This is a genomic window from Pararhodobacter sp., assembly GCF_036802785.1.
GTDB lineage: Bacteria > Pseudomonadota > Alphaproteobacteria > Rhodobacterales > Rhodobacteraceae > Pararhodobacter.
In genome coordinates, this window is sequence record NZ_DAIRVN010000014.1 from 52,089 (window position 1) to 76,675 (window position 24,587).

The 24,587-nt window shown below is 67.2% G+C and carries 21 protein-coding genes and 1 pseudogene; 11 read left to right on the forward strand and 11 right to left on the reverse strand.

The genetic code is table 11. The annotated features are described in order from the left end of the window. Positions 1-8: 8 nt before the first annotated feature. The gene (locus V7Q53_RS07395) at positions 9-932 is read left to right on the forward strand and encodes a dimethylarginine dimethylaminohydrolase family protein (RefSeq protein ID WP_333827888.1); all 924 of its coding nucleotides are present in this window, start codon (positions 9-11) and stop codon (positions 930-932) included. Positions 933-1,030: 98 nt separating this feature from the next. After that, complete coding sequence (locus V7Q53_RS07400; protein ID WP_333827889.1) at positions 1,031-2,407, forward strand: FAD-binding oxidoreductase; 1,377 nt, start codon at positions 1,031-1,033, stop codon at positions 2,405-2,407. On the opposite strand, the gene V7Q53_RS07405 is transcribed toward V7Q53_RS07400, so the two are convergent. Then, on the reverse strand, positions 2,408-3,130 hold the full coding sequence (locus V7Q53_RS07405) for a 3-keto-5-aminohexanoate cleavage protein (protein WP_333827890.1): 723 nt from the start codon (positions 3,128-3,130) through the stop codon (positions 2,408-2,410). A 208-nt stretch (positions 3,131-3,338) separates the two neighbouring features. Between V7Q53_RS07405 and V7Q53_RS07410 the strand changes: the two genes are divergently transcribed. Then, positions 3,339-4,262 (forward strand): DMT family transporter, encoded by a 924-nt coding sequence (locus V7Q53_RS07410; protein WP_333827891.1) that lies wholly within the window; start codon positions 3,339-3,341, stop codon positions 4,260-4,262. On the opposite strand, the gene V7Q53_RS07415 is transcribed toward V7Q53_RS07410, so the two are convergent. From V7Q53_RS07415 to V7Q53_RS07440, 6 genes are read right to left on the reverse strand one after another with little or no spacing between them, the layout of a single operon-like run. Then, positions 4,259-6,322 (reverse strand): hydantoinase/oxoprolinase family protein, encoded by a 2,064-nt coding sequence (locus V7Q53_RS07415; protein ID WP_333827892.1) that lies wholly within the window; start codon positions 6,320-6,322, stop codon positions 4,259-4,261. The two genes, V7Q53_RS07410 and V7Q53_RS07415, sit on opposite strands and share 4 nt — an antisense overlap. Further along, positions 6,319-7,995 carry a hydantoinase B/oxoprolinase family protein gene (locus V7Q53_RS07420; RefSeq protein ID WP_333827893.1) on the reverse strand — a complete coding sequence of 559 codons (1,677 nt, stop codon included), beginning with the start codon at positions 7,993-7,995 and terminating at the stop codon, positions 6,319-6,321. The genes V7Q53_RS07415 and V7Q53_RS07420 overlap by 4 nt, the downstream gene beginning before the upstream one ends. Before the next feature lie 28 nt (positions 7,996-8,023). Beyond that, on the reverse strand, positions 8,024-9,328 hold the full coding sequence (locus V7Q53_RS07425; protein WP_333827894.1) for a TRAP transporter large permease: 1,305 nt from the start codon (positions 9,326-9,328) through the stop codon (positions 8,024-8,026). Then, positions 9,325-9,963, reverse strand: coding sequence for a TRAP transporter small permease (locus V7Q53_RS07430; RefSeq protein ID WP_333827895.1), 639 nt, complete (start codon positions 9,961-9,963; stop codon positions 9,325-9,327). The genes V7Q53_RS07425 and V7Q53_RS07430 overlap by 4 nt, the downstream gene beginning before the upstream one ends. Beyond that, positions 9,896-10,903, reverse strand: coding sequence for a TRAP transporter substrate-binding protein (locus V7Q53_RS07435; protein ID WP_333827896.1), 1,008 nt, complete (start codon positions 10,901-10,903; stop codon positions 9,896-9,898). The genes V7Q53_RS07430 and V7Q53_RS07435 overlap by 68 nt, the downstream gene beginning before the upstream one ends. Before the next feature lie 38 nt (positions 10,904-10,941). After that, positions 10,942-12,078 carry a M24 family metallopeptidase gene (locus tag V7Q53_RS07440; protein ID WP_333827897.1) on the reverse strand — a complete coding sequence of 379 codons (1,137 nt, stop codon included), beginning with the start codon at positions 12,076-12,078 and terminating at the stop codon, positions 10,942-10,944. Between the two features lie 147 nt (positions 12,079-12,225). On the opposite strand from V7Q53_RS07440, the gene V7Q53_RS07445 reads away from it, so the two are divergent. The 3 genes from V7Q53_RS07445 to V7Q53_RS07455 all read left to right on the forward strand — a co-directional run bounded on the left by V7Q53_RS07445 (position 12,226) and on the right by V7Q53_RS07455 (position 17,926). After that, the gene (locus V7Q53_RS07445) at positions 12,226-13,140 is read left to right on the forward strand and encodes a LysR substrate-binding domain-containing protein (protein WP_333827898.1); all 915 of its coding nucleotides are present in this window, start codon (positions 12,226-12,228) and stop codon (positions 13,138-13,140) included. Positions 13,141-13,217: 77 nt separating this feature from the next. Continuing rightward, positions 13,218-14,492, forward strand: coding sequence for a metallophosphoesterase family protein (locus V7Q53_RS07450; RefSeq protein ID WP_333827899.1), 1,275 nt, complete (start codon positions 13,218-13,220; stop codon positions 14,490-14,492). Then, positions 14,492-17,926 carry an AAA family ATPase gene (locus V7Q53_RS07455; RefSeq protein WP_333827900.1) on the forward strand — a complete coding sequence of 1,145 codons (3,435 nt, stop codon included), beginning with the start codon at positions 14,492-14,494 and terminating at the stop codon, positions 17,924-17,926. The genes V7Q53_RS07450 and V7Q53_RS07455 overlap by 1 nt, the downstream gene beginning before the upstream one ends. Positions 17,927-17,935: 9 nt before the next feature. On the opposite strand, the gene V7Q53_RS07460 is transcribed toward V7Q53_RS07455, so the two are convergent. Further along, entirely contained in the window at positions 17,936-18,619 is a 684-nt protein-coding gene (locus V7Q53_RS07460) for a TetR/AcrR family transcriptional regulator (RefSeq protein WP_333827901.1), read from the reverse strand. 169 nt (positions 18,620-18,788) lie between these two features. On the opposite strand from V7Q53_RS07460, the gene V7Q53_RS07465 reads away from it, so the two are divergent. The 4 genes from V7Q53_RS07465 (at position 18,789) to V7Q53_RS07480 (ending at position 21,951) form a co-directional block, all read left to right on the forward strand. Next, on the forward strand, positions 18,789-19,217 hold the full coding sequence (locus tag V7Q53_RS07465; RefSeq protein WP_333827902.1) for a MaoC family dehydratase: 429 nt from the start codon (positions 18,789-18,791) through the stop codon (positions 19,215-19,217). A gap of 28 nt (positions 19,218-19,245) precedes the next feature. Then, on the forward strand, positions 19,246-20,178 hold the full coding sequence (locus tag V7Q53_RS07470) for an SDR family NAD(P)-dependent oxidoreductase (protein WP_333827903.1): 933 nt from the start codon (positions 19,246-19,248) through the stop codon (positions 20,176-20,178). Then, positions 20,171-20,632 (forward strand): acyl-CoA thioesterase, encoded by a 462-nt coding sequence (locus V7Q53_RS07475; RefSeq protein ID WP_333827904.1) that lies wholly within the window; start codon positions 20,171-20,173, stop codon positions 20,630-20,632. Before V7Q53_RS07470 ends, V7Q53_RS07475 begins: the two co-directional genes overlap by 8 nt. Before the next feature lie 161 nt (positions 20,633-20,793). Beyond that, the gene (locus V7Q53_RS07480) at positions 20,794-21,951 is read left to right on the forward strand and encodes an iron-containing alcohol dehydrogenase (protein ID WP_333827905.1); all 1,158 of its coding nucleotides are present in this window, start codon (positions 20,794-20,796) and stop codon (positions 21,949-21,951) included. Positions 21,952-21,998: 47 nt separating this feature from the next. Here V7Q53_RS07480 and V7Q53_RS07485 read toward each other — a convergent pair whose 3' ends face one another. The 3 genes from V7Q53_RS07485 to V7Q53_RS07495 form a co-directional block, all read right to left on the reverse strand. Continuing rightward, complete coding sequence (locus V7Q53_RS07485; RefSeq protein ID WP_333827906.1) at positions 21,999-22,520, reverse strand: RSP_2648 family PIN domain-containing protein; 522 nt, start codon at positions 22,518-22,520, stop codon at positions 21,999-22,001. After that, positions 22,520-23,686 (reverse strand): RSP_2647 family RNA methyltransferase, encoded by a 1,167-nt coding sequence (locus V7Q53_RS07490; RefSeq protein ID WP_333827908.1) that lies wholly within the window; start codon positions 23,684-23,686, stop codon positions 22,520-22,522. The genes V7Q53_RS07485 and V7Q53_RS07490 overlap by 1 nt, the downstream gene beginning before the upstream one ends. A 217-nt stretch (positions 23,687-23,903) precedes the next feature. Further along, entirely contained in the window at positions 23,904-24,083 is a 180-nt protein-coding gene (locus V7Q53_RS07495) for an RSP_7527 family protein (protein ID WP_333827907.1), read from the reverse strand. Between the two features lie 208 nt (positions 24,084-24,291). Between V7Q53_RS07495 and V7Q53_RS07500 the strand changes: the two are divergent. Continuing rightward, positions 24,292-24,587, forward strand: a pseudogene (locus tag V7Q53_RS07500) (phosphogluconate dehydratase); the annotation flags it as partial.

Here is a 24,587-nt window from a genome sequence, read left to right on the forward strand (position 1 = left end):
CCGTCATCATGAACCTGCAAACCCCCACCGAGCCCTTCACCCTTCAGCGCCGCAATCCCGGCGGCGGCACCGCCCCGCTGAAGCGCTGGGGTTTTGCCAATGAAACCGACCGGCTGACCGATGTCCTGCTGGGCAGCGCCGCGCATCTGAAGCACCTCTCCACCTCAAGCCTGTCGCGCAAACATCTGCGCGAGGCGCCGTGCAATGTTCAGGTCGCGCAGGCCCAGCATGCCGAACTGGTCGCCGCCTATCAGCATTTCGGCGTGAAGGTGCATATGCATGAGGCGCAGCCGGAGCTGCCGATGCAGGTTTATGCCCGCGATTCCAGTGTCATGACCCCTTATGGCGCCATCATCACTGCCATGGCGCAATGGTGGCGGCGCGGCGAGAATTACGCGGCCATCCGCACCTATGAACAACTGGGCATTCCGATCTATGACATGGTGACGGCAGGCACCTTCGAGGGCGGTGATTTCAACGTGATCGAGGAAGGCTGCGTGCTGATCGGCTGCGGCGGGGCGCGCACGCAGGAAGAGGGCGCGCGTCAGGTCGCAGGCTGGTTCGAGGCCGAGGGCTGGGAAACCCGCATCGCCTTCATCGACGAATACTATGTCCATATCGACCTGATGGTGGTGCCCGTCGCCGACAAGCTGACCGCTGTGTGCGAAACCTGCACCGACCCGGCCATTGTTGACTGGCTCAGGGCCAAGGGCCATGAAATCATCGACGTGCCGTTTCAGGATACCATGGCGCTGGGGTGCAATTTCATGTCGTTGGGCGGTGACCGGGTGATCGCGCCGACCTCGTCGCAGACCCTGATCGGCAAGCTGCGCGCGCGAGGGTTTGAGGTGGCGGCGGTCGATATGTCGGAAATCTCGAAAACCGGCGGGGGTATTCATTGCATGGCGCAGTCGCTGAAGCGCGAAGCCTGAGCGGGAAGGTTTGAGGCGGGCTTGCGGCTGGCGCGCGCCCCGGCGATGATCGCGCCGGGGCGGCGCCATGACCCGCAGGTCAGCAAACGGGAGACTTCATGCTAGAGGAATTGCGCGCGGCACTGGGCCCCGCTGGCTGCCTGACCGGCAGCGACATCCCCGAAGCGGCGCGCTCGGACGCCAGCCGCTCAGGCCGCGCGCTGCCGCTGGCCCTGCTGCGCCCGGCCTCGGTCAGCGACGTGTCAGCGGCGCTGGCCATCTGCCACCGGCATGGCGTGACGGTGGTGCCGCAGGGCGGCATGACCGGGCTTGCGGGCGGGGCGAACCCTGACCCGGCCTCGGTCGCGCTGTCACTGGCGCGGCTGAGCGGCGTGGAAGCGATCGACGGGGAAAGCATGGCGATGGTGGTGCGCGCCGGGACCGTGCTGGAACAGGCCCAGAAAGCGGCGGAAGATGCCGGGTTTCTGCTGCCCATTGATCTGGGCGCGCGCGGCTCGTGTCAGATCGGCGGGAACATCGCCACCAATGCGGGCGGGCTGCGGGTGATCCGCGATGGCATGACCCGCGACAATCTGCTGGGGATCGAGGTGGTTCTGGCCGATGGCACGGTGCTGACCCAGCTGACGAAGGTGGTGAAGAACAACACCGGCTATGATCTGCGCCATCTCTTTGCGGGCTCTGAGGGCACGCTGGGGGTGATCACCCGCGCCGTGATCCGCCTGCGCCCCCTGCCCGGCCCGCGCCGTACCGCGCTGGCCGCCCTGCCCGATTTCGCCGCCGTGCTGCGGCTGTTGCAGATGGCGCGCGCGCAACTGCCGGGCCTTTCGGCCTTTGAAGCGATGTGGCGCGACTATTTCGCCTTCAGCCAGAGCCTGCTGCCCTATACGCTGTTCAGCGATCCGCCGCCCTTCGCCGTCATCCTTGAGGCGCCCGATGACCCCGCCTTTGATACGCTGCTGGAGCAGGCGTTTGATGAGGGCGTGATCCTTGACGCCCTGATCGCGCAATCGCTCACCGATGCCCGCCGGTTCTGGACCGTGCGCGAGGGTCTGGCCATGGATACCGCGCTGCCTGACCATATCAACCTGGACATCAGCCTTGCCACCCACCGGCTGGATGAATTCGCCTGCCGCTGCCGCTCGGATCTGCTGGCCCGCTTTCCCGGCGCATATGTTTCTTTTTATGGCCATATTGCCGACAGCAACCTTCATGTGACCGTCAGTGTTCCGGGCGGGGGCGAGGCGGCGGCGCATGAGGTGGATGCGATCGTCTATGGCATTGTGCGCGACTTTGACGGCTCCATCTCGGCGGAGCACGGGGTTGGCGTGCTCAAGCGCGACTGGCTGGGCCACAGCCGCAGCCCCGCTGAACTTGCGGCGATGCGCGCGATCAAGGCAGCGCTGGACCCTGCCGGGATCATGAACCCCGGCAAGCTGCTGCCCGCCGCCGTTCCGCCGGGCGGAGGCGCGCCTTAGTCACGGCGCGGGCTGGCGGAAAAGGCGCACGGCCCCGGCCACCAGATCGGCATTGCTGGCAGCCGTTTCGCCCTGCGGCAAGGCGCTGCCATCCTCCAGCCCCACGCGCGTTGACCAGCGCTGCTGGCGGGCGCGCGCGACAAACTGCCAGACGGTCGCATCAAAGCCGTGCAGCAGCACCGGGCGGCTGACCCCGGCCCCGGCAAGCACCGCCACAATCCCCTCCAGAACGCTCTCGGCGACCTCCCATTCCTGCTCCTCGATCTCGATCAGGATGCGGAACACCCGGCGGCAGCACGGCAGCGTAACAAGGCGCCGGGCATCGGCCACGCTGGCCAGCCCCGCCTCCACCCCCACTCCGATGTCATGGAGCAGCGCAATCACCGCAGGCGCATCCGCTTCGGACAGATTGACCGAGGCATAGTCGGGCAGCACACGCCATTCAGAGATGCGCCTACGGGTGCGCGCCGCATCCCCCTCGATCCAGGCGCCGGTCGATACCCCGACATGAGTTCCCGGGCAGGCGATGCGCAGCGCGCGCATCAGGGCATCGACGGCAGCAAGGCTCTCACGCCCGTCGGCCCCGCGCGGATGGATATGCAGCTCAGCCGCCCCCGCCGCGATACAGGCCCGGCTGTCGCGCACGATTGCCGCGGTCGTCAGCGGCAGCTGCGGGTGATAGCTGGCCGGGCGCGCGCCGTTGAGACAGGCCTGAACAATCATCGTGATCCCTCCGAAACGGTTTGGAGGCGATGATAGCCGAAGGGGCGGGCCTGACAAAGGTTTCCATCCGGCCCGGCCCGGCGGCGCGATGAAACGGCACAGAAAACAGGCACCGGAGCAAGGCGCAGGAAACGGGTCGCGCGCGCGGCGGGGCTGTGGCAAAGCCTGCCGCACATACCTTCCCAGAGAGCATACCGGAGGAACCGCCATGCCTGCCAACCGCCCCATGGCGCGCCTTGAATGGGTGATGCTGCTGTCGCTCGCTGCCGTCTGGGGCGGGTCGTTCTTTTTCAACGAAATCGCGGTGCGCGAACTGCCGGTGTTCACCGTCGTGCTGTCGCGTGTCGCGCTGGCGGCGATCATCCTGCTGGCCCTGCTGCACCTGCGCGGCGAGCGGATGCCACGGGGCCGGGCCGTATGGCTGGCGTTTTTCGGCATGGGCCTGATCAACAACGCCATCCCGTTTTCGCTGATCGTCTGGGGGCAGCAGCATATCGCCTCGGGCGTGGCCTCGATCCTGAATGCCTCAACCCCGCTGTTCACGGTGTTGCTTGCGCATCTGCTGACGCAGGATGAGCGGCTGACGGGCGGCAAGATTGCGGGCGTGATTGTCGGTTTCGCCGGGGTGGCGGTGATGTTCGGGGCTGATGCCCTGCGCGACCTGGGGGCGCAGGCGGTGGCGCAGCTTCTATGCCTCGGCGCGGCGGTTTCCTATGCGTTCGCAGGTATTTACGGGCGGCGGTTCAGGGCAATGGGCATCACGCCGATGAGCACCGCCACCGGCCAGGTCATCGCCTCAAGCCTGCTTCTGATGCCGATGGTCATGGTAATTGACCAGCCCTGGACCCTGCCGCTGCCCTCGCCCGCCGCCCTGGGTGCGCTTCTCGGCGTGGCGGCGATTTCGACGGCGCTGGCCTATGTCCTCTATTTCCGTATCCTTGCCACGGCGGGGGCTACCAACCTGCTGCTGGTCACCTTCCTGATCCCGGTCAGCGCGATACTGCTGGGCACGCTGTTTCTGGGCGAGGTGCTGCTGCCGCGCCATCTGGCGGGCATGGCACTGATCGGCTGCGGGTTGGCGGCAATCGACGGGCGGATGTGGAAGGCAGCGTGCGGCGCTTTCGCCCGCTAGGGCGCGGCCCCCACGGCAATATCAATCCACGCATCGCCCAGAACGCGGGCGCTGTCAGACCCGGCCAGCAGGACGGTGGTGTTCTCAGAGTCGATCAGCGCGGGCCCGGCGATGGACTGGCCGGGCCTGAGCCCGGCCAGATCATAGACCGGCACGGCGCAATCCCCGCCTCCAAGCCGGGCCTGCCGCAGACCCGTCGGCACCGCCGGTCCGGCATCCGGCACCGGTGCCATCCGCCCCGCCCCTTCGCTGGCACCCGCCGACACCGACACCCGCAGCGTCACAATCTCGACGCTCTGCGCGGGATCGGCATAGGTGAAAAGCGCCTCATGGCGGGCGTGAAAACGCGCTTCCACGGCCCGCACAAAGCCCGGCATGGCCGGGTTCAGCCCGTCCAGCGCGACATCGATCTCGAATATCTGATCGCCATAGCGCATCTCGGCAGAGCGCCCGATGCGCAGCGCCCCGCCCCCGCCGGCGGCGAAGCCGCAACCGGCAATCGCCTTCTGCTCAAGGTCATGAAACATCCCGGCCAGCGCTGCATCCGGCAGAGCGGCAGTTTCACAGGGCTGGCTGCGCGTCACCTCATGGCGCAGATCGCTGGCGAGCATTCCCCAGGCGGACAGAACCGAAGCCGTGTTCGGCACGATCACCCGCCGCACACCCAGTTCGCGCGCAACCGCCGTGGCATGCAGCCCCGCCGCGCCACCAAAACTGAGCAGCGTGAACTTGCGCGGGTCAACGCCCCGGCGCAGAGTCATCAGCCTGAGACCGTCAGCCATCTTGACATTGATCAGCCGGAAAATGCCCTCGGCGGCCGCAACCGGATCGGTGCCCAGCCGTGCACCCAGCCCCGCCATCGCCCGTTGCGCGGCGGGCAGGTCAAGGCGCGCGCGCCCGCCCCGGAAGGTGTCGGCGCTCAGATAGCCCAACACCAGATTGGCATCGCTCACCGTGGGTTCCGTCCCGCCGAGCCCGTAACACGCCGGGCCGGGCTGCGCGCCCGCGCTTTGCGGCCCGACCGAGAAACGGCCCGAGGCGTCGATCCCGGCCAGCGAGCCGCCGCCCGCCCCGATCGACAGAATGTCAAAGCTGCGCAGCGCCACCCGCTCACCCGCCACGCCGCGTTCAGATGTCAGGGCCATCTCACCCTGCGCGATCAGCGATATCTCGGTGCTGGTGCCGCCCATGTCGAAGGGCAGCACATTGTCCAGCCCCGCCATGCGCGCGCATTCCCGCGCACCGACAATCCCGCCCGCCGGGCCGGAAAGCACCGTTGCGGCGGGCAGGCGGGCGGCGTCGGCAAGGCGCGCGATGCCGCCATGCGACAGGATGATGAACACCTCGCCGCCGTAACCGGCGCCGCTCAGCCGGTCCGCCAGCCGGTCCAGATAGGTTTTCAGCACCGGGCCGACATAGGAATTGACCACCGTTGTCGAGAACCGCTCATATTCCTTGATCTGTGGCAGCACGTCAGACGAGGTGGAGGTATAGGCCTGCGGGAAATGCTGCGCCAGCAGGGCGGCGGTGCGTTGTTCATGGGCCGGGTTGCGCCATGCGTGCAGGTAGCAGACAGCGACAGCCTCAACCCCGGCGGCCTTCATCTGCGCGATGGCGGCCAGCACATCGCCCTCATCCAGCGGTATTGCCACGCTGCCGTCGTGCGTCAGGCGCTCGGTGACGGCGAAGCGGAGGTCGCGCGGCACCAGCGGGTCGGGCGGGGGCATGCGCAGGTTATAGCGCTCCGGCTTCAGGCCTTCGTGCATCTCGATGATGTCGCGGTGGCCCCGGGTGGTCAGCAGGGCCGTTTTTGCGCCCTTGCGTTCCAGCAGCGCGTTGGTCGCAACCGTCGTACCATGCACGATCTGGCCGCATCGGGCCAGCATTTCGGGCAGGGTCAGGCCCAGCCGCTGCGCCAGTTCACCCAGCCCCGCCAGCACCCCGATCGACTGGTCCTGCGGGGTGGTTGGGGCCTTCGCCATGATGATCCGGCCAGCCGGGTCCGTGGCGACAAGGTCGGTAAAGGTGCCGCCCACGTCGATGCCGATGCGCAGGGTCATGGCGCGCCCTCCCCCCGGAACGGTTGCGCCAGCAAGCCCAGACGCCGGTCACGCTCAATCGCCTGTGCGCTGCGCCGCGCCGGGTCACCCCAGCCGCCCCCGCCCGATGACAGGATGCGCAGCCTGCTGCCCGCCGGAAAGGCGCGGCCAAAGCTTTTGGTAGCAAGCGGGGTCTCGGTGGTGCCGTCATCCAGCCGGTAATCATGCGGCATGCCGTCCTGCCCGCCCGCGATCCCGGCAGAGCCGTGGCGCACCCCGTCCCCGGCGGTATGGGCATAGACCGGCACATCGATGCGCAGGTCCAGCTGCGTGCCCAGCCCGCCCCGGAACTGCCCTTCCCCGCCCGAGCCGGGGCGGAATTCATGGCGCTCGAACAGCAGCGGAAAGCGCGCCTCGGTCACCTCGATACTGCCGAACTTGATGCCACCCACCGCGTGCCACTCACCCCCACACGACCAGCCGTCACCCATCGCCGAAGCCCCGCCGCCGGGGCGCGCATGAAACAGATGCCAGATGAACCGCCGCCCGTTGCGCGGGTTCTCGCCCGTCAGCGAGATGCGGAAGCGCCGCCCCCAGCCACCCATCGCCCGCTCAGGACACGCGGTTTGCAGCGCGCGGATGATCGCCTCGACAATCTCGTTGGAGGGGTGGGAGGTGGACAAGGCCACCGGCACCGCCCCCTCGGCGCAGACAATCGTGCCGGGCTTGAGAACCACCTTGAGGGGCCGGAACGCGCCGTCATTGCGGGCGATATCGGCGTCCAGCAGATAGGCGAACGCCATCGCCACCGCCGCCTGACTGTTGGCATGCGAGGAATTGACGAAGCGCTGCGACTGCGGGTCTGACGCGCTCAGATCCACGCTCAGCGCATCGCCCGCCACGGTGACGCAGGCGCGGATGGCGATATCCTCGCGCCCGGTGCCGTCATCATCGAGGAACGCCGCGCCGTGATAGATGCCATCGGGCCAACCCGCCACGATGGCGCGGGCGCGCGTCTCGGCGGCATCCAGAATATCCTCGGTCGCCTGCTGCACGGTGGCCAGCCCGTATTCGTCCAGCAGCGCACTGATCCGCCCGCAGCCGAAACGCGCCGCACCGATCATCGCCGCCAGATCACCCCGGAAATCACGCGGGAAGCGGGTGTTGAGCGCCAGCATGTCCAGCAGATCATCGCGCAGCTTGCCCCCTTCGACAATCCTGACGGGCGGCACGCGCAGCCCCTCCTGCCAGATTTCGGTGGCCTCGGGGTTATAGGCGCCATGCGTGGCCCCGCCGATATCGCCCATATGCGCGCGTACCACGCCCCAGAAAACCCGCGTGTCGCCGTCAAAGACCGGCACAAAGGCGGTAAGGTCCGGCAGATGGCTGCCGCCATGATAGGGGTCATTGAGCAGGATCACATCGCCCGGCGCGATCTGCCCCGCAAACCGCTCTTCCACCGCGCGCACCGCCCAGGGAAGCGCACCGACATGGATGGGAATGTGATCTGCCTGCGCGATCAGCCGCGCCTGCGGGTCAAGGATGGCGATGGAGAAATCGCGGCTGGCATTGAGGATCTGCGAATAGGCCGTGCGCAGCATTGCCTCGCCCATCTCGGTGACGATGGTGTTCAGCCGATGCTCGATCACCGCGCGCGTGACAAGATCGACCGTGGGTGCGGGGTCTGTGGTCATGGTTGCTCCGTGGTTCCGGTTGGGCCGTTCAGCGCCCGGTCAGCAGATTGGGCAGCCAGAGTGCGATCTGCGGAAAGGCAATCAGCAGGAAAGCCCCGATCAGCATCAGCCCGAACATCGGCGCGGCGGCACGGGCAACAAAGCCGATGCTGCGCCCCGAAAGGCTTTGCACAAGGAACAGGTTGAACCCCACCGGCGGGGTGATCAGCGCCATCTCGCCCACCAGCACCACAAAGATGCCAAACCAGATCATGTCGATCCCGGCGGCGCGCACCATCGGCTCCAGCACCGCGATGGTCAGCAGGATCATCGCCATCCCGTCCAGAAAACAGCCAAGCACGATGAAGAACACCATCAGCACCAGCAGCAGCATGGTGGGTGACAGATCCATCCCGCCGACCCAGTCTGCCAGACTGCGCGGCAGGCCGGAAAAGCCCATCGCCAGCGTCAGCACCGCCGCCCCGGCCAGCAGCAGAAAGATCATCGAGGTGGTGCGCACCGCCCCGCTGAGCGATTCCACAAAGGTTTCCAGCGTCAGGGTGCGTTGCAGCGCCGACAGGGCAAAGGCACCCAGAAGGCCCACCACCGCCGCCTCGTTGGGCGAGGCGATGCCGGTGTAGATGGAGCCGATCACCGCCACGATCAGCCCGGCAATCGGCAGCAACTGCCCTAGTCCGCGCAGCCATTCGCCCCAGGGCGCGGCGGGTTCGCGCATCGCGCGCCCCTCTTTCGACAGCAGCCCCCAGAGGAAGATGTAAAGAAAGAACAGCCCCGCCAGCATCAGCCCCGGCAGGACACCAGCCATGAACAGCCGCGCGATGGATTCCTCCACCACCAGCCCGTAGATGATCAGCGTGATCGAGGGCGGGATCATCAGGCCCAGCGTTCCCGCCCCGGCCAGCGTGCCACACGACAGACTGTCAGGGTAGTTGCGTTTGCGCAGTTCCGGCAGCGTGATGCGCCCCACCGTCAGCAGCGTTGCCGCCGATGAGCCCGACACGGCCGAAAACGCCGTGCAGCCGCCGATATTGGCGTGCAGCAGCCCCCCCGGCACGCGCCGCACCATCGGCGCGAGGCCCAGAAAGACATTGCTCGCCAGCCGGGTACGCAACAGCACCTCGCCCATCCAGACGAAAAGCGGCAGCGCGGCAAGGCTCCAGCCAGAGGTGTTCGACCAGATGGTAGTGGCCATCGACGCGCCGACCGGGCGCATGGTGAACAGCTCGATCATGATCAGACCGACACCCAGCAACCCCGCGCCAATCAGCACACCGCTGCCGAGAAAAGCGAACATCACCAGCAGCAGCACGCCCGCAAGCATGATATCGGTCATCCGGACCTCTCCGTCAGGGAATGCAGCGGGTCCGGCACCGGGCGGCCGATCAGCCCCAGCACCGCCATATGCATCAGTGCCAGCGCAAAGGCCGCAAAGCCGATCGCCATGGGTAGTTGCGGCAGCCATAGCGGCAGGTTGTCAGAACCCGAACTGAGATCGCCGAACCGCCACGATGTCCGCACCAGTTGCAGGATGTACCATGCGGCAAATCCCATCACCGCCGTGGTGATCAGGGTCGCCGCCACCTCGACCTTGCTGCGCAGCCCGGTGCGGAACCGGGTCAGCACCAGATCCACGCGCACATGACCATGCGAGATGGCGGTCTGCGACAGACCAAGCGCCCCGGCTGCGGCCATGCCATAGCCCGCGATTTCGGTGGTGCCGGGCACATAGACACCCATCAGGCGGCTGACGATGCTGATCAGCACCGCCACAGCGATCACCACAATCGCCAGCCCCGCCAGCGCTGCGCAGGCCGCATAGAGCCAGCGCAGCGCCCGGTCAATCACCTGCCCCGCCGCGCCCAGCATCAGCGCGCCCGGGACACGGAAAGCGGTGCCTGCATCACTGCATTTCCCGGTAGGCAGCGACAATGGCCTGACCACGCTCACCGGCATTGGCCACCCATTCATCGGTCATCGTCACGCCGATGGCGCGCAACCCCTCCGCCAGCGCCTCGCTGGGTTCCAGCACATTCAGCCCGTTCGTGCGCATGGTTTCCAGATCGCGCGTATTGGCGTCTTCCATCATCGCCCAGACCTGTTCTTCGGCAACGGCGGCGGCCTCTTCCAGCGCGGTGCGGGTGGCGTCATCCAGCCCGTTCCAGACATCCATATTCACGAAGACCACGCTTTTGGGCATCCAGGCATTCACGGTGTAGAAGTAATCGACAAAGTCCCACATCGCCTGACTGATGCCGATGGCGCCCGAAGCGGTCATCGCTTCGGCAATACCGGTGGAAAACGCCTGCGCAATCTCGCTGGCCTCGGTGCGGGTGGGGCTGGCGCCCAGCAGTTCGGCAAGGCGCGAGGTGTTGGCATCATAGGCCCGGAACCGCACGCCGCGCATATCCTCTACCGAGTTGATTTCGCGTACGCTGTAAAGCCCCTGCGGCGGCCAGATCTGGGTGTAGAGCAGCTTCAGCCCGCGCTCGGCCAGCGCTTCTTCCAGCGCCGGGCGTGAGGCCTGGTAAAGCGCCCAGGCCTCGGCGGGGCTGTTGGCAATGAAGGGCAGCGTATCCAGCCCGAAAACCGGGTCTTCATTGGCATGCGCGCCCATGAACCGCTCGCCGATGGGCACCTGCCCCTCGCGCACCGCGCGCATGATCTCGGCGCCCTGATAGAGCGAGCCGCCGGGATGGACCACGATATCAATCAACCCGTCGGTGCGCTCGCGCACATCATCGGCGAAATCCCCGAAAGACTGCACGATGAAGCTGGACCCGCCATAGGCCGAGGGCATGTCCCAGCGCTGCGACTGCGCCTGCGCACTCGTGCCGCCCAGAAGACCGGCCAGAAGCCCCACCGCCACCGTGGCGCGCAACATCCTGAAAACGCTTCCTGATTTTCTCATCATCGATCTCCTGTTGGGGTTTTCCCGGGTTTTGGTGGTTATTCTTTGGCAAACAGCTTGCGTTCGAACCCTGTGAGCACTTCGCAGCCGGTTTCCGTTACCCGGATGCTGTCGCTGAAGCACATGCCGAAGTTTTTCAGAAACAGGGTCGGGATAAGATGGAAGGTCATGTTCGGTTGCAGGATCATCGGGTCATCCGGGCGGATCGAATAGATGTGCCCCTCCGACCAGTTGGGCGGAAAGCCGATGCCGATGCCATAGGCCGCGCGATGCCGGAAATACTGCGCCAGCCCGCGCCGTTCCAGCGCTTCGCGGCAGGTGAGGTCCACCTCGGCGGCGCTTATGCCGGGCCGGATGCAGGAAATCGCCACCTCCAGCACCTCGCGCAGCGCATCGGCGGTTTCCAGATGTTCGGTGCCGGGCCTGCCCGCCACCACCGGGCGCGACAGCATGGCATGATAGCGGTCAATACAGCCCGCCGCTTCCAGCAACACCACGTCATCCTGCCGGATCGGCCTGCGGCGCCACATCGCAAAGCACAGCGCCGTCGTGGGGCCTGCCACCACCAGCGGCGGGTGGCCCAGATACTCGGACCCGGCGGCGATATTGGCCTGAAACATTGCTGCGGCCACGTCATTTTCGGTCTTGCCGGGGGCGACAGCGTCAATAGCGGCGGCCAGCCCGGCCTCGGCGGCGCGGGCGGCGCGGCGCATGCGCTCGATCTCGGCCTCGGTCTTGACCATCCGGTGGCGCTCAAACACCCCGGTCCATTCGACCAGCGGCACGTTCAGCGCCGCTTCGAGCCTGCGGAAATGAGCAACCGTCAGGTACCACGCCTGCATCTCGATCCCGACAGCGCGGCCCTCAAGCCCGCGCTTTTCCAACCACCCTGCCAGCACGTCAACCGGATCATCGGTATCGCCGATGGCGATGAAATCGGCAAACGCCCCATGCGCCTGCGCCAGATCACGGTTGACCGTGCGCGAGATGATCACGGGCTGGCCCCGGCGTGGCACAAAGACCGTCTGGAAGGTAAAATAACCGATCGTCTGATAGCCGGTCAGCCAATAGGTGTTTTCGGGATCAAACAACAAAACCCCCGCCAGCCCGCGGCTTTCAACCTCGCTCTGCACGAAGGCAAGACGGGTCTGATACACAGCCGGATCGAAGGCCATGAGGGGAACAGGCGGGGGGGGCATATCCAGGGTCAAGCGCGTCCTCGAAACAGGTTGGCGGAGCGGATACGGGGAAACTAGACGAAAGAAACCATAACCGATAATCCAAATATTTCGTAGCAGTCGAAAATCAGGTTATGTAAGGCCATGCTCAACATCCGCCAGATCGAAGTATTCAAATGCATCATGGAGGCAGGCTCGATCACCGAGGCGGCGCGCCGGCTTCATGTCTCGCAACCCTCGGTCAGCAAGCATCTGTCGCTGCTGGAGGCCCGGTTGCGGCTGCAGTTGTTCGAGCGCACGGGCAACAAGCTTGTTCCCCGGCCCGAGGCGCTGGCGCTGCACAACCAGATCGAGCAGGTCTATTCCGGCCTCGACAAGCTGAACGGGTTCATGGCCGATCTGGCGCAGAACCGGCATGGCGAGGTGCTGATCGCCGCCATGCCCCTGCTGGCCCATCGCTGGCTGCCCCGCGTGCTGGCGCCGTTCCTCAAGCAGCATCCCGGCATATCGGCCTCGCTGCCGGTGCGCAGTTCGCAGTGGGTCAACCAATGGGTGGCCGCCGGGCGGGTCGATCTGGGCATCGGCATGGGCGATGACGAACCCGGCGTGAACCGCGAAAGCCTGATGACCCTGCCGCTGGTCGCGGTGATGAGCGCGGACCACCCCCTTGCCAGCCCCCATCCGCTGGAGCGTCAGGCGCTGTCCGGCCAGAGCCTGATTTCGCTGTCGAATTTCGACTACTCGCCGCGCCTGTTCGACAACCTTCTTTCGGCGCCCGATATCACGCCGGGCCGCCGCATCCAGACCTTCACCACCTATGTCGCCTGCGAACTGGCGCGCCACGGGCTGGGGGTGGCGCTGGTCGATGCGCTGACGGCGCTGGAGTTCAGGGAGGCGGGCCTGCACATCCGCCCGCTGACCGATGCACCCCGGATCGAGATCTGCCTGCTCAGCGCCAGCCACTGGCCCCGCAGCACCCTGACCGAGCGCCTGATGGACATGATCCGCGAAAACGCGCAGACCACGATGAAATCGCTTGATGCGCTGATCGCCGAATGACCGCTGAATGACCGCCCGCCGCCTTGCGCTTGCCCCGGCGCGCTGCCACTGTCGCACCCGGACAAGGGGCTGACACCATGAGGATTCTGCACACCGCCGATCTGCATCTGGACTCGCCGCTCAGATCACTGGCGCTGCGCGATGCCGATCTGCGCGCCACGGTCGAAACCGCCACCCGCGCCGCCTTCATCCGCATCGTGGATACCGCGCTGGCTGAGCGGGTGGCGGCCCTGCTGATCGCCGGTGATCTGTTCGACGGGGCCGAGCGCAGCGCGCGCACGGCGGCCTTTCTGCTGGGGCAGCTTGACCGGCTGCGCGCTGGCGGGGTCCGGGTGTTCTACATCAAAGGCAACCACGATGCCGAAAATCCGATCACCGGCGCGCTGGATCTGCCCGAAAATGTCCATGTCTTTGACGCGCGCGGCGGGAAAGAGCCGCTGGGCGAGGGCGTCTATATCCACGGCGTCAGCTTCTCTGGCCGTCATGCGCCCGAAAGCCTGTTGCCACGCTTTTCCGCGCCGGTTGCCGGGGCGGTGAACATTGCCATGCTGCACACCTCGCTTGCCGGTGCGCAGGGCCATGACATCTATGCCCCCTGTGCGGTCAGCGATCTGGCGGCGATGGGGTTTGACTACTGGGCGCTGGGGCATGTCCACCGGCGGCAGGTGCATGCGCAGGCGCCGTGGGTTGTGATGCCCGGCATGCCGCAGGGCCGCGACATGGGCGAGGCCGGGCCGAAATCGGCCACGCTGCTGAGCATTGATGCGGGGCGCATCACGCTGGATACCGTGCCGACCGCGGCCATCGAGTTCCGCACCAGTGCGCTGGACATCTCTGATACCGACAGCGACGAGGGGTTGCGCGCCCTGCTGCGCGCGCATCTGCGCGCCGAGGCTGGCAACATGTCTGCCAGCGCTTCGGGCCAGACTTCCGGCACCGCCCCCGCCAGCGTGCTGCGCCTGACGCTGACCGGCACCCCGCGCCGCCACTGGCAGATCCTGCGTGACCGTGACATCTGGGCCGAGCAGGCCACCGGGATGGCGCGCGACACCGGGGTTCTGTGGCTGGAAAAGCTGCTGCTGGACCTGCACGCGCCCCGCACTGAAACCGGCGCTGAAACCGGAACCGCAACGGCCACCGCCGAGCTTGCGGTGCTCATGGCGGCGATCCGCGATGAGCCGGGCTTTTCTGCTGCCGCGCGCGACGATATCGAAACCGTCCTTGCCGACCTTCCCGCCACCGCCCGCGCCCGCCTCTGGCCCGATGAGGCCGGGGCACAGGCCCTTGCCCGCAGGCTCGCACAGGCGGGCACCGAACGGGTGCTGGCGCAGATGAAAGGGGCCGAGGGCTGATGCGGTTGCGCAGCCTGCATCTGGATCGGTTCGGCCATTTCACCGACCGCCGCCTTGATTTCGGCGCGCCGACGGGGCGGCCTGATTTCCACATCATCTATGGCCCGAACGAGGCCGGGAAAACCACCACGATGGAGGCTGTGCTGCGCCTCTTTTACGGCTTTCCGCTGCGCGAGCCCTATGCGTTCCGGCATCAGCGCAGCAATCTGCGCGTCTCGGCCGTGCTGGAAACCGACGGCGGCGCGCGCGAATTCACCCGCCTTCCCCTGCGCAGCGGCGCGCTGGTGGACGGCGCGGGCGCGGCGCTGCCGGAAGCGGCGCTTGGCGCGCATCTCGCCGGGCTTGCGGAAAGCGATTACCGCAGCCTGCTGTGTCTTGACGATGAAACGATCGAGCGCGGCGGCGAAGAGATCGCACAGGCGCGCGGCGATATCGGGCGGCTGCTGTTTTCGGCTGCGGCGGGCGTGGCCGACCTCAGCACCGCACTGGGCCGCGTGCGTGACGAGGCCGATGCGCTGTGGCGCAAGCGGGCCAGCAAGACACGGATGGCGGAGCTGAAGCGCGAGCTTGCCGAGGTGGAAAAGGAAATCCGCGCGCGCGATGTTACCGCCGCTGCCTGGCGCGCCCTGAAAAAAGCGGCAACGGATGCCCGCACCGCCGAGGCCGCGGCGCGCGCGGGGCGCGATGCGCTGCAACAGCGCGCCGCCCGGATCACCGCAAAGCGCCGCGCCCTGCCGCTGCTGGTCTCGGTCGACCGGCTGGAGGCCGACATTGCCCCCTATGCCAATTACCCGGAACGGCTGGATTTCGACCCCGAGCAGCTTGTCAGCCTGCTGACGCAGGAGGCGCAGGCGCAGGCCGATGCCACACGGCTGGCGGCAGAGATCGACACGCTGAGCGCCGCGCGCGAGGCCGTCACCCGCGCCCCCGGCCTGCTGGCGCTGGCGGGCGACCTTGATGCGCTGGAAGAGCTGCGCAGCCGTGATGTGACGGCGGAGATGGACCTGCCGCGACGGCGCACGCGCGTCTCGGAGGCAGAGGGCGCCATGGTCCGCGCCGCGCGCGATCTGGGCGCGGCGGCAGGCACCGACCCCGGCGCGCTGGTACTGCCCCCCGCCGATATCGCCCGGCTGGAAGCCGCCCGCGACGCGCTGCGCCTTGCGCAAAGCGCGCTCGGCACCGAGGAGGCTGAGGTGACTGAGCTGTCCGCGCAGCATGAAAGCGCGCAGGCGGCGGCTGACGGGCAGGCGGCGGCTGAGCTTCCCGGCGCAGATCTGGCGGCGATCCTTGTGCAGCATGATGCCGACCGGCTTGCGCCTGCCTGGGCGGCGGCGCGGCAGGCCATCGCCTCGGACGAGGCCGCGCTTGCTGCCGCACTTGATGCACTGTCGCGCGGAACCACGCGGTTTGACAGCCTGCCGCCCTGCCCCGTCACCCTCGCGCAGGCCCGGGCATGGGCCGATGAGCACCACGCGCTGAGCGACCGGATCGCGCAGGCCGCCGATGCCCTGACCCGCCACCGCGAAGACGCCGCTGCCCGCGCCGCACAGGCCGCGCAACTGGTCAGCGGCGGCGCGCTTATCCCCGATGAGCAGGCCGTGGCGCTTCAGGCAGAACGCGACCGGCTCTGGCAGGCGCATCGTGACGCGCTGAGCGCGGCTACGGCCCTGGCCTTTGAGGCGGCCCTGCATGCGGTGGATGCGGCGCTGCGCACCCGGCTGGCGCAGGCGCGTGATCTTGGTCAACTGCGCCAGATTGAGCAGACCGGGGCTGAGGCCAAGGCCCGCGCGGATGAAGCCGCAAAACATCTGGAGGCGTTGCGCGCCGGGCAGGCCGCGCTGGCAGCACAGGTCGATGCGGCGGCGCAGGCGCTGGGTCTGCCCCTGCCCTTTCCCGCCGCCGACTGGTGCGACTGGGTCGGCGCCCATGCCACCGCCACCGCCGCGCAGCGTAGCCTTGAGCGCACACAGGCCGCCCACGCGCCCCTGCGCGCGCGCGCGGATCGCCTGCTGGAGGCGCTGCGCCCGCTGACCGGCCTTGACGACCCCGACCTTGACGCAGCCCTGCCCCGCGCCCGCGAAAAGGCCGAAGCCGCGCGCCATCAGGCCGAGGAACGCGCCCGCGCGACCGAGGCGCTTGAGCGCAGCGCCGCAGCGCTTGCCCGGCGCAAGGCCCGGCTGGAGGCGGCACAGGCCAGCGCGGAACAGGCCCTGCGCGCGTGGGAACAGACGGTGGCTGAGCTGCTGGGCGGCCTTGTCGCGCCCGCCACGCTTCTCGCCTCGTTCGAGCCGCTGCGCGCCCTGCGCGAAGCCGAGGTGGCGCGCGCCGATGCCGCGCAGCGCGTGGCCACCATGGAATCCGATCAGGCCCAGTTCGCCGCCGCCATGGGCGCGCTTGCCACTGCCCATGCCCTGCCCGAAGGCGCCACCCCGGCGCAAAGCTTTGCCGCCCTGCGCCGGATGGCGCAGGAGGCGCAGGCCGCCGAGGCGGAGGTCGCGCGCCTTGACCGGCTGACTGGCACCGCCCGCAACGGGCTGGAAGCCGCGCGCAACCGCCTTGCCGCGATCACCGTCGAAGTGCAGGCAAAGGGCCAGATCTTCCACCCCGGCACCCCGGTTGAAACGCTGGGCGCGCTGCGTCAGGTAGCGGTGCGCGCACAACAGGTGATCGCCGCGCGCACGGAACGGGCGCAGCAGGAGGGCACGCTTCTGTCAGAGCTTTCCGCCCCTGACCTTGCCGCCGCCCGCGCGCTGCTGGACGGCGCCAGCCCCGCCCTGCTTGAGGCCGAAGCGGCAGCGGTCGCCACTGACGTTGACACGGCCGAGGCCGCGCTGACCCGCGCGACCGAGGCGCGCATGGCCGCCGACCAAGCGCTGGCGCAGGTGGCCGGAGATGCCGATATCGCCACGCTGACCGAGCGCAAGGCGCTGATCGAGCTGCAGATGGAAGAGGCGGCTCTGGACCATCTGGAACTGCACCTGGGCCACCGGCTGGCCGAAGAGGCGATCCGCCGCTACCGCGACACCCACCGCAGCGCCATGATGGCCGCGACCGAGCGCAGCTTTGCCGCACTGACCGGCGGCGCCTATGCCCGCCTTGTCAGCCAGCCCGAGGGCGAGGGCGAGACGCTGCTTGCCGTCGATGCGACGGGCGCGGCAAAGCGGGTCTCCGAGATGTCGAAAGGCACGCGGTTCCAGCTTTACCTTGCCCTGCGCGCTGCCGCGCATGAACAACTGGTGGCGCAAGGCACATGCCTGCCCTTCTTCTGCGATGACATCTTTGAAACCTTTGACGAAGCGCGCACCAGCGCCGCCTGCCGCGTCATGGAACAGATCGGGCGCTCCGGTCAGGCGATCTACCTGACCCACCACCGCCATGTTGTCGAAATCGCAAGGCAGGTCTGCGACAGCCCACCCACCGTCCACATGCTCTGAGCGCGCCGGTTACTGGCTGTGTGCCCCTGGCCCCGCCAGCCCATGGATCTGCTGAAGCGCGATGTCGCGCGCCATCCGGCGCTGGTGCTCAACCGTTTCACCGGCGCGCGGGCGATACCAGACCGCCATCCAGTTGACCGCGCCCAGAATGCTTTTCACGCAGACCGACACATCGCCCGCCCGCAGGCTGCCATCGGCCTGCCCCTGCCGGATGACCCCGGCAAAAAGCGCCTCGAATTCACGGCGCACCGCCATCAGCTCATCCAGAATGCGGCGTTGCTCCGGGGTGGTCGCGCCCAGCCGGTGCATGTGCACGCCCTGCACCACCACCGCCTCATAGGCGATGTTCTGCATCATGGTCAGGGCATGCGCCTCGATCATGGCCAGCAGGGTCTGCGCGCCATCCGCACTGGGCGTCATCACCGCGCGCACGGCCACCATCAGCCGGTTCATCCCCTCCCGGTGGACATCAAAAAACAGATTGGCCTTGGAGGTGTAGTAATAATAAATCCGGCCCTTGGTCGCATCCAGCCGCCGGGCGACATCGTCGATACTGGTGCCCTGAAAGCCCATCTCCATGAAGCATTGCGCCGCGCAATCCAGAATTTCGACCACGCTTTCAACGGGTTCGCCGCTCTCTTCGACACCGCGCGCCTTGGCACCCCTGCTTCGCCCTGATATCGGCCCTGCCATCTCCGGTCCTTTTCCTCGTCTCATTCCTGCTTGCCTCAGGCCTTTCAGGGATAGAACCTGAGCGACGTTGCGACAATATGGATCATGCCCGCCAAACCGGGCTGGACAGGAGCCCGAATAAAATACTACTGCGTATGTTGCAAAGCGGAAACTTGCAGGAGCACGCGCCATGACCGCCGCAGAACCGTATTTGTCTGACTGGTATCAGATTGACCAGCCGATGGTTGACCGCTTCGCCGATGCCATCGACGATCACCAGTTCATCCATATCGATCCGGCGCGGGCAAAGGCGGAAACCCGCTATGGCGGCACCATCGTCCACGGCTTTTACCTGCTCTCACTGCTGACCCGCTTTGGCCAGAACGCCCTGCCCGCCCCGACGCCCGGAACCGTCCCCGTGGAAATCAACTATGGTTTCGACAAGGTGCGCTTTCTGACCCCGGTGCCGGTGGGCGCAAGGCTGCGCGCAAGCTTCACGCTGGTGGAAAGCGTGCCGAAAGGCAATGCCACGCTCAGGCGCTACGATGTCAGCCTTGAGCTGGAGGGCGCGGAGCGCCCGGCACTGATCGCGCAATGGCTGGTTCTGCTCAGCGCCTGACCCTTCAAGCAAGACAGAAAGGAAACCCATGTCAGTCTCATTCGACGGTCAGGTGGCCATCGTCACCGGCGCGGGCGGCGGGCTTGGCCGTGCGCATGCGCTTTTGCTGGCGCGCCGGGGCGCCGCGGTGGTGGTCAATGATTTCGGCGGCGCGCGCGACGGCAGCGCGGGCAGCACCGAGGCCGCCGAAGCCGTGGTGCGCGAGGTCACCGAAGCGGGAGGCCGCGCCATCGCCAATGGCGGCAATGTGGTGTCTGAGGCGGATATGCAGGCCATGATCGCCGAGACGCTGGCCGCGTTTGGCCGGGTCGATATCCTGATCAACAACGCCGGCATTCTGCGCGACAAGACCTTTGCCAAGATGACGATGGATGACTTCCGGCAGGTTGTCGATGTGCATCTGACGGGCAGTGCGAATGCGTCAAAAGCGGTCTGGGGCGCGATGCGCGAACAGGGATACGGGCGCATTCTGATGACCTCATCCACCTCAGGCAGCTACGGCAATTTTGGTCAGTCGAATTACGGCGCGGCCAAGATGGGGGTGCTGGGGCTGATGAATGTACTGCATATCGAGGGCGCGAAATACGGCATCCATGTCAACGCTATCCTGCCGACGGCCGCCACCCGGATGACCGGCGACATGATGACCCCGGATATGCTTGAACTGCTCTCGCCCGATCTGGTGGCGCCTGCCGCCGTCTGGCTGGTCAGCCGCGATGCCCCCTCGCGCACCGCGCTACTGGCGGGCGCGGGCACGGTGGCGCGGCTGGCGATTGTGGAAAGCGAAGGGGTATGTTTCGCCGGGCAGGCGCTGACGCCCGAAGATATCGGCGCCCGTTTCAGCGAGATCGCCGCGTTGGACCCGCTGCTGGAACCCGCCGCCGGGCTGGCGCATGTTGACCGCATTCTTGCCCGGGCGCGCACCGCACTGGGCCTTGCAGGAGGGGCGGATCATGCCTGAGCGCCTGCCCGCCCTGCCCCTGAGCGCCTATCCCTATGTGGTGGAAACTCAGCTGCAATGGGCCGATTCCGACATTTACGGGCATCTCAACAACGTAGCCTATCTGGCCTATTTCGACACGGCGCTGAACATGGCGCTGGTTGAGCATGGCGCGCTGGATGTCACGCCGGGCGGTGAGGGGCTGATCGGGCTGGTGGCACAGAGCGGCGCGCAGTATTTCGCCGAGGTCACCTTTCCCTCGCGCCTGCGCATCGGTGTGCGGGTGGAGGCGATCGGCCGCACCAGCCTGACCTGGGGTTTCGGCCTTTTCGCCCGCGAGCAGACGCTTTGCGCGGCGCGGGGCAATTTCGTCCATGTCTATGTCGAACGTCAGACCCGCCGCCCACACCCCCTCAGCCCGCCGTTGCTGGCCTGTGCGCAGGCGCTGTTCACCGACCCGAAGAATGACCCTTAACCGGAGCGTTGACCGCTCCGGTCCGGCAGCACGCTGCAGGCCCCTGTGCGGCGGAGGGTTTTCCGGGGCCCGGAAACACCTCTTGCGCCTGGCAGGCTTACGACCGACACCTGTGAGCGCCTGCCCCCCAGTCGGCTGATCAACGAACGAGGAGAACACCGATGCAAGCCCCCTTTTCCTTTGACGGCCCCGCCGCCCTTCTGGTGGCATGGGGCGGCGCCGCCCGGCTGGGCGCGCTGATGGCCGCGTGGTTTTCGCAGCGCAACCTGCTGATCGTGACAGACCGCTTCCTGCATGAGGCGGGGTTGCTGGAACCGGCCAAAACCTCGCTGGCGACTGAGGGCTTCGTGGTCACGGTCTTTGATGCCGTGGTCGCCGACCCGCCCGAAGCGGTGTTGCTGCAGGCCGTGGAACAGGCGCGCGCGCAGGGCTGCGACATTGTGCTGGGGCTGGGCGGCGGCTCGTCGATGGATATCGCCAAGCTGGTGGCGGTGCTGCTGCACAACGATCAGCCGCTCAAGGACATGTATGGCATCGGCAATATCCGCGGCCACCGCGCGCCGCTGGTGCAGGTGCCGACCACGGCGGGCACCGGGTCTGAGGTGACGAATATCACCATTCTGACCACCGGCGAGAAAACCAAGATGGGCATCGTCGCGCCCCAGCTTTACGCCGACCGCGTGCTGCTGGACGGCGCACTGACGCTGGGCCTGCCACCCGTGCAGACCGCCGCTACCGGCATTGACGCGATGGTCCATGCGATCGAGGCCTTCACCAGCCGCCACCGCAAGAACCCGCTGTCTGACCTCTTCGCCAAGGAGGCGCTGCGCCTGATGGCCGCGCATCTGGTCACCGCCTGCACCGATGGTTCGAGCCGCCCGGCGCGCGAGGCGATGCTGCTGGGTGCCGCGCTGGCGGGCAAGGCGTTTTCCAACAGCCCGGTCGCCGCCGTCCATGCGCTGGCCTATCCGCTGGGCGGGCATTTCCACCTGCCCCACGGGCTGACCAATGCGCTGATGCTGGGGCCGGTGCTGCGCTTCAACATGAAGGCGGCCGCCCCGCTTTATGCCGAACTGGCGGATGTGGTGGGCGCGCCGGGTTCAGGCGGCGTAACGGACCGGGCGGGCGCGTTTGTGGCGTTCATGGAAGATCTGATGGACCGCTCCGGCGCGCCCCGCCGCCTGCGGGATTGCGGTGTGCCTGAGGAGAGCCTGCCGCTTCTGGCGCACGATGCCATGCTTCAGACCCGGCTTCTGGTCAACAACCCGGTAGAAGTGACCGAGGCAGACGCGCTTACTCTCTACCGGGAGGCATTCTGAGTTAATCAATATAATTCAGAGCGATGTAAGGCGTTCCTGACACGCCATCAGAATTCCAGCGCCTTGCCCAGCCGTGGCAGCCCGGCCTTTTTCAGCGCGTTGCGCAAGGAGCGACCGCTCAGCCCGGGCCAGAGCGCGGCCACCTCGCCCTCCACCAGCGCGGGGGCCGTCAGCCACAGGTCCATGCTGAAATCATCGGGCGAACGGGCCGTCAGGCCGTGCGGGCCAAGCACGCGCGGCGGAAAATCGCGCAGATTGGCGGTCAGGATCAGATCGGCCCCACCGGCGATAGCCGCAGCAACGACATGGCGGTCGCCATGATCCGGCAGGTCAAGCACCGCCGGATCGCCCGCCGCGACCTTCCCCGAAGGCCAGCGCGCCGCCATCCGGGCCAGCAGCGCAGGCACATCCACCGCGCCGTCACGCGCGGCCAGATGCAGCCATTCCGCCGCAATCCCGTCAGACCAGAGCGGCTGGCACAACCCGCGCGCGGCCAGCGCCAGCAAGAAATCGCGCAGGATCGGCGGATACAACACGCAGGTATCCAGCAGAACGCGCGTTGCAGCCATCAATCCAGCCGGAAGAACAGCGCCTTGAGATAGCCGCTTTCGGCCAGCTGCGGCAGTTGCGGATGGTCCGGCCCGGCAAAGCCCGTGTGCAGAAGCTGCGCGCGCCGTCCGCCCCGCCCGATCCCGCGTCCGCAGGCATTGCGGAACGCCGAAAGGTCAACGGCATGCGAGCAGGAACACAGCGCCAGAAAGCCCCCCGGCGCAACCAGCGGCGCGGCCAGACGGGCGACCCGCTCATAGGCGCGCAACCCGGCCTCCAGCGCGTTCTTGTTGGGCGCGAAAGCGGGCGGATCGCAGACCACCAGATCAAAGCGCTCACCCTCAGCCGCCAGTGCCTCCAGCGTGGCAAAGGCATCGCCCTTGCGCGTTGCGAAACGATCCGCGAAGCCAGAGGCGTTCGCGCCGCCATCGGCCAGCGTCAGCGCCGGAACGGAGGAGTCCACCGCCAGCGCCTGCGCCGCGCCACCTGCCAGCGCCGCCAGCGCAAAGCCGCCGACATGGCTGAAGACATCCAGCACCCGCGCGCCTTTGGCCAGTCCCGCCGCAAAGGCATGGTTGGGCCGCTGGTCATAGAACAGGCCGGTTTTCTGCCCGCCCGTCAGATCGGCCAGATAGGTCGCGCCGTTCATCGGCACCGGCACCGGGGCGTCGCAGGTGCCCTGCATGACCACCATTTCTTCGGCCAGCCCCTCCAGAACCCGGGCGCGCCCGGTGCCGTTCTTGATGATCGTGCGCACGCCGGTGACCTGCACCAGCGCCTGCGCCAGCGCGTCAATATGCGTCTCGGCCCAGGCGGCATTGGGCTGGATCACGGCAGCATCGCCGAAACGGTCAATCACCACGCCGGACAGGCCATCGGCCTCGGCATGGACCAGCCGGTAAAAGGGCGCGTCATAAATCCGGTTGCGCAGATCAAACGCGCGTTGCAGGCGCGCCACCAGCCAGTCAACGCCGATCACGGCCTCCGGGTCACGGTCCAGCATGCGTGCGGTGATTTTCGACTGCGGGTTGACGGTGACCAGCCCCAGCGCGCGGCGCTCGGAATCTTCCAGGAGCGCCAGCGTGCCCGGTGTCAGCCCCTTGGTGCGCCGGTCCAGAACCAGCTCATCGGCATAGACCCAGGGAAATCCATGCCGGATGGCACGGGCTTCCGTCTTCGGGCGCATCCGCACGACGGGAAGGGAGGAGGGGGTATCCGTGTTTGGGATATCACCGGGCTGGGTATCGTCGGGCTGATCGGTCATCTGAGGGCCTTTTTTCTGTAGCCTTTCCCTTAGCGCTCTGCCCCGCCCGGGGAAAGCGCCAATTCCGGAAAAACAAACGCCCCACCCCGGAGAACCGGAGCAGGGCGTCGTTTCATCGCGCCTGACGACGAGGGAGCGTTCAGGCGGTCTGACCGTTGGGCGCGCGGCGCAGGCGGGCCGAAACCCAGATGCGGGCAGCGCGGAAGGCGTCGGCTACGGCACGGGCACGCAGGACGCGGGCCTGCCGTTCGATTTCGATAACGTCGAGAAACCGGAAGTCGCTGTTCAGCTCGTTGCGGTAGTTGTCATGAAGGCTCATCTTTTTCTCCTTGGCCCGGGATTGTCGGGCGCTCTGAATTTCCTGACCCTCATATAGCGCCGCAGTGCAGCATGAACCAGACTGCGGCGCAGCAACCCCGCCTTGCACCCAGTGCAAGGCTCGGCGGGCCGGAAAGGGCAGCGCTTGCGCCGTTAGCGCTATCTCTCTATAACGGTGCTGAACCCCAGAAATCCGGTGCGAAGCCCTCATGCCAACCGATTCCCGCATCCTTTCCGTGACCGACCGTATCCGCGCCCGCTCCCGCGACAGCCGCCGCGCCTATCTGGACAAGCTCGCCCGCGCGGCTGACGAAGGCCCGGCGCGCGCGCATCTCTCCTGCTCGAACCAGGCGCATGCCTATGCGGCAATGGGTGAGGACAAGGCGGCGCTGGCGGGGGATCACACGCCCAATCTGGGGATCATCACCGCCTATAATGACATGCTCTCAGCCCATCAGCCGTTCGAGAATTATCCCGCCCTGATCCGTGAGGCCGCGCGCGCGGC

What these genes read in the sequence shown, in the direction of transcription:
- V7Q53_RS07395 (WP_333827888.1), top strand. Translation starts at nt 9, where the DNA reads ATGAACCTGCAAACCCCCACCGAGCCCTTCACCCTTCAGCGCCGCAAT.
- V7Q53_RS07400 (WP_333827889.1), top strand. Translation starts at nt 1,031, where the DNA reads ATGCTAGAGGAATTGCGCGCGGCACTGGGCCCCGCTGGCTGCCTGACC.
- V7Q53_RS07405 (WP_333827890.1), bottom strand. Translation starts at nt 3,130, where the DNA reads ATGATTGTTCAGGCCTGTCTCAACGGCGCGCGCCCGGCCAGCTATCAC.
- V7Q53_RS07410 (WP_333827891.1), top strand. Translation starts at nt 3,339, where the DNA reads ATGCCTGCCAACCGCCCCATGGCGCGCCTTGAATGGGTGATGCTGCTG.
- V7Q53_RS07415 (WP_333827892.1), bottom strand. Translation starts at nt 6,322, where the DNA reads ATGACCCTGCGCATCGGCATCGACGTGGGCGGCACCTTTACCGACCTT.
- V7Q53_RS07420 (WP_333827893.1), bottom strand. Translation starts at nt 7,995, where the DNA reads ATGACCACAGACCCCGCACCCACGGTCGATCTTGTCACGCGCGCGGTG.
- V7Q53_RS07425 (WP_333827894.1), bottom strand. Translation starts at nt 9,328, where the DNA reads ATGACCGATATCATGCTTGCGGGCGTGCTGCTGCTGGTGATGTTCGCT.
- V7Q53_RS07430 (WP_333827895.1), bottom strand. Translation starts at nt 9,963, where the DNA reads ATGAATGGGTGGCCAATGCCGGTGAGCGTGGTCAGGCCATTGTCGCTG.
- V7Q53_RS07435 (WP_333827896.1), bottom strand. Translation starts at nt 10,903, where the DNA reads ATGAGAAAATCAGGAAGCGTTTTCAGGATGTTGCGCGCCACGGTGGCG.
- V7Q53_RS07440 (WP_333827897.1), bottom strand. Translation starts at nt 12,078, where the DNA reads ATGGCCTTCGATCCGGCTGTGTATCAGACCCGTCTTGCCTTCGTGCAG.
- V7Q53_RS07445 (WP_333827898.1), top strand. Translation starts at nt 12,226, where the DNA reads ATGCTCAACATCCGCCAGATCGAAGTATTCAAATGCATCATGGAGGCA.
- V7Q53_RS07450 (WP_333827899.1), top strand. Translation starts at nt 13,218, where the DNA reads ATGAGGATTCTGCACACCGCCGATCTGCATCTGGACTCGCCGCTCAGA.
- V7Q53_RS07455 (WP_333827900.1), top strand. Translation starts at nt 14,492, where the DNA reads ATGCGGTTGCGCAGCCTGCATCTGGATCGGTTCGGCCATTTCACCGAC.
- V7Q53_RS07460 (WP_333827901.1), bottom strand. Translation starts at nt 18,619, where the DNA reads ATGGCAGGGCCGATATCAGGGCGAAGCAGGGGTGCCAAGGCGCGCGGT.
- V7Q53_RS07465 (WP_333827902.1), top strand. Translation starts at nt 18,789, where the DNA reads ATGACCGCCGCAGAACCGTATTTGTCTGACTGGTATCAGATTGACCAG.
- V7Q53_RS07470 (WP_333827903.1), top strand. Translation starts at nt 19,246, where the DNA reads ATGTCAGTCTCATTCGACGGTCAGGTGGCCATCGTCACCGGCGCGGGC.
- V7Q53_RS07475 (WP_333827904.1), top strand. Translation starts at nt 20,171, where the DNA reads ATGCCTGAGCGCCTGCCCGCCCTGCCCCTGAGCGCCTATCCCTATGTG.
- V7Q53_RS07480 (WP_333827905.1), top strand. Translation starts at nt 20,794, where the DNA reads ATGCAAGCCCCCTTTTCCTTTGACGGCCCCGCCGCCCTTCTGGTGGCA.
- V7Q53_RS07485 (WP_333827906.1), bottom strand. Translation starts at nt 22,520, where the DNA reads ATGGCTGCAACGCGCGTTCTGCTGGATACCTGCGTGTTGTATCCGCCG.
- V7Q53_RS07490 (WP_333827908.1), bottom strand. Translation starts at nt 23,686, where the DNA reads ATGCGCCCGAAGACGGAAGCCCGTGCCATCCGGCATGGATTTCCCTGG.
- V7Q53_RS07495 (WP_333827907.1), bottom strand. Translation starts at nt 24,083, where the DNA reads ATGAGCCTTCATGACAACTACCGCAACGAGCTGAACAGCGACTTCCGG.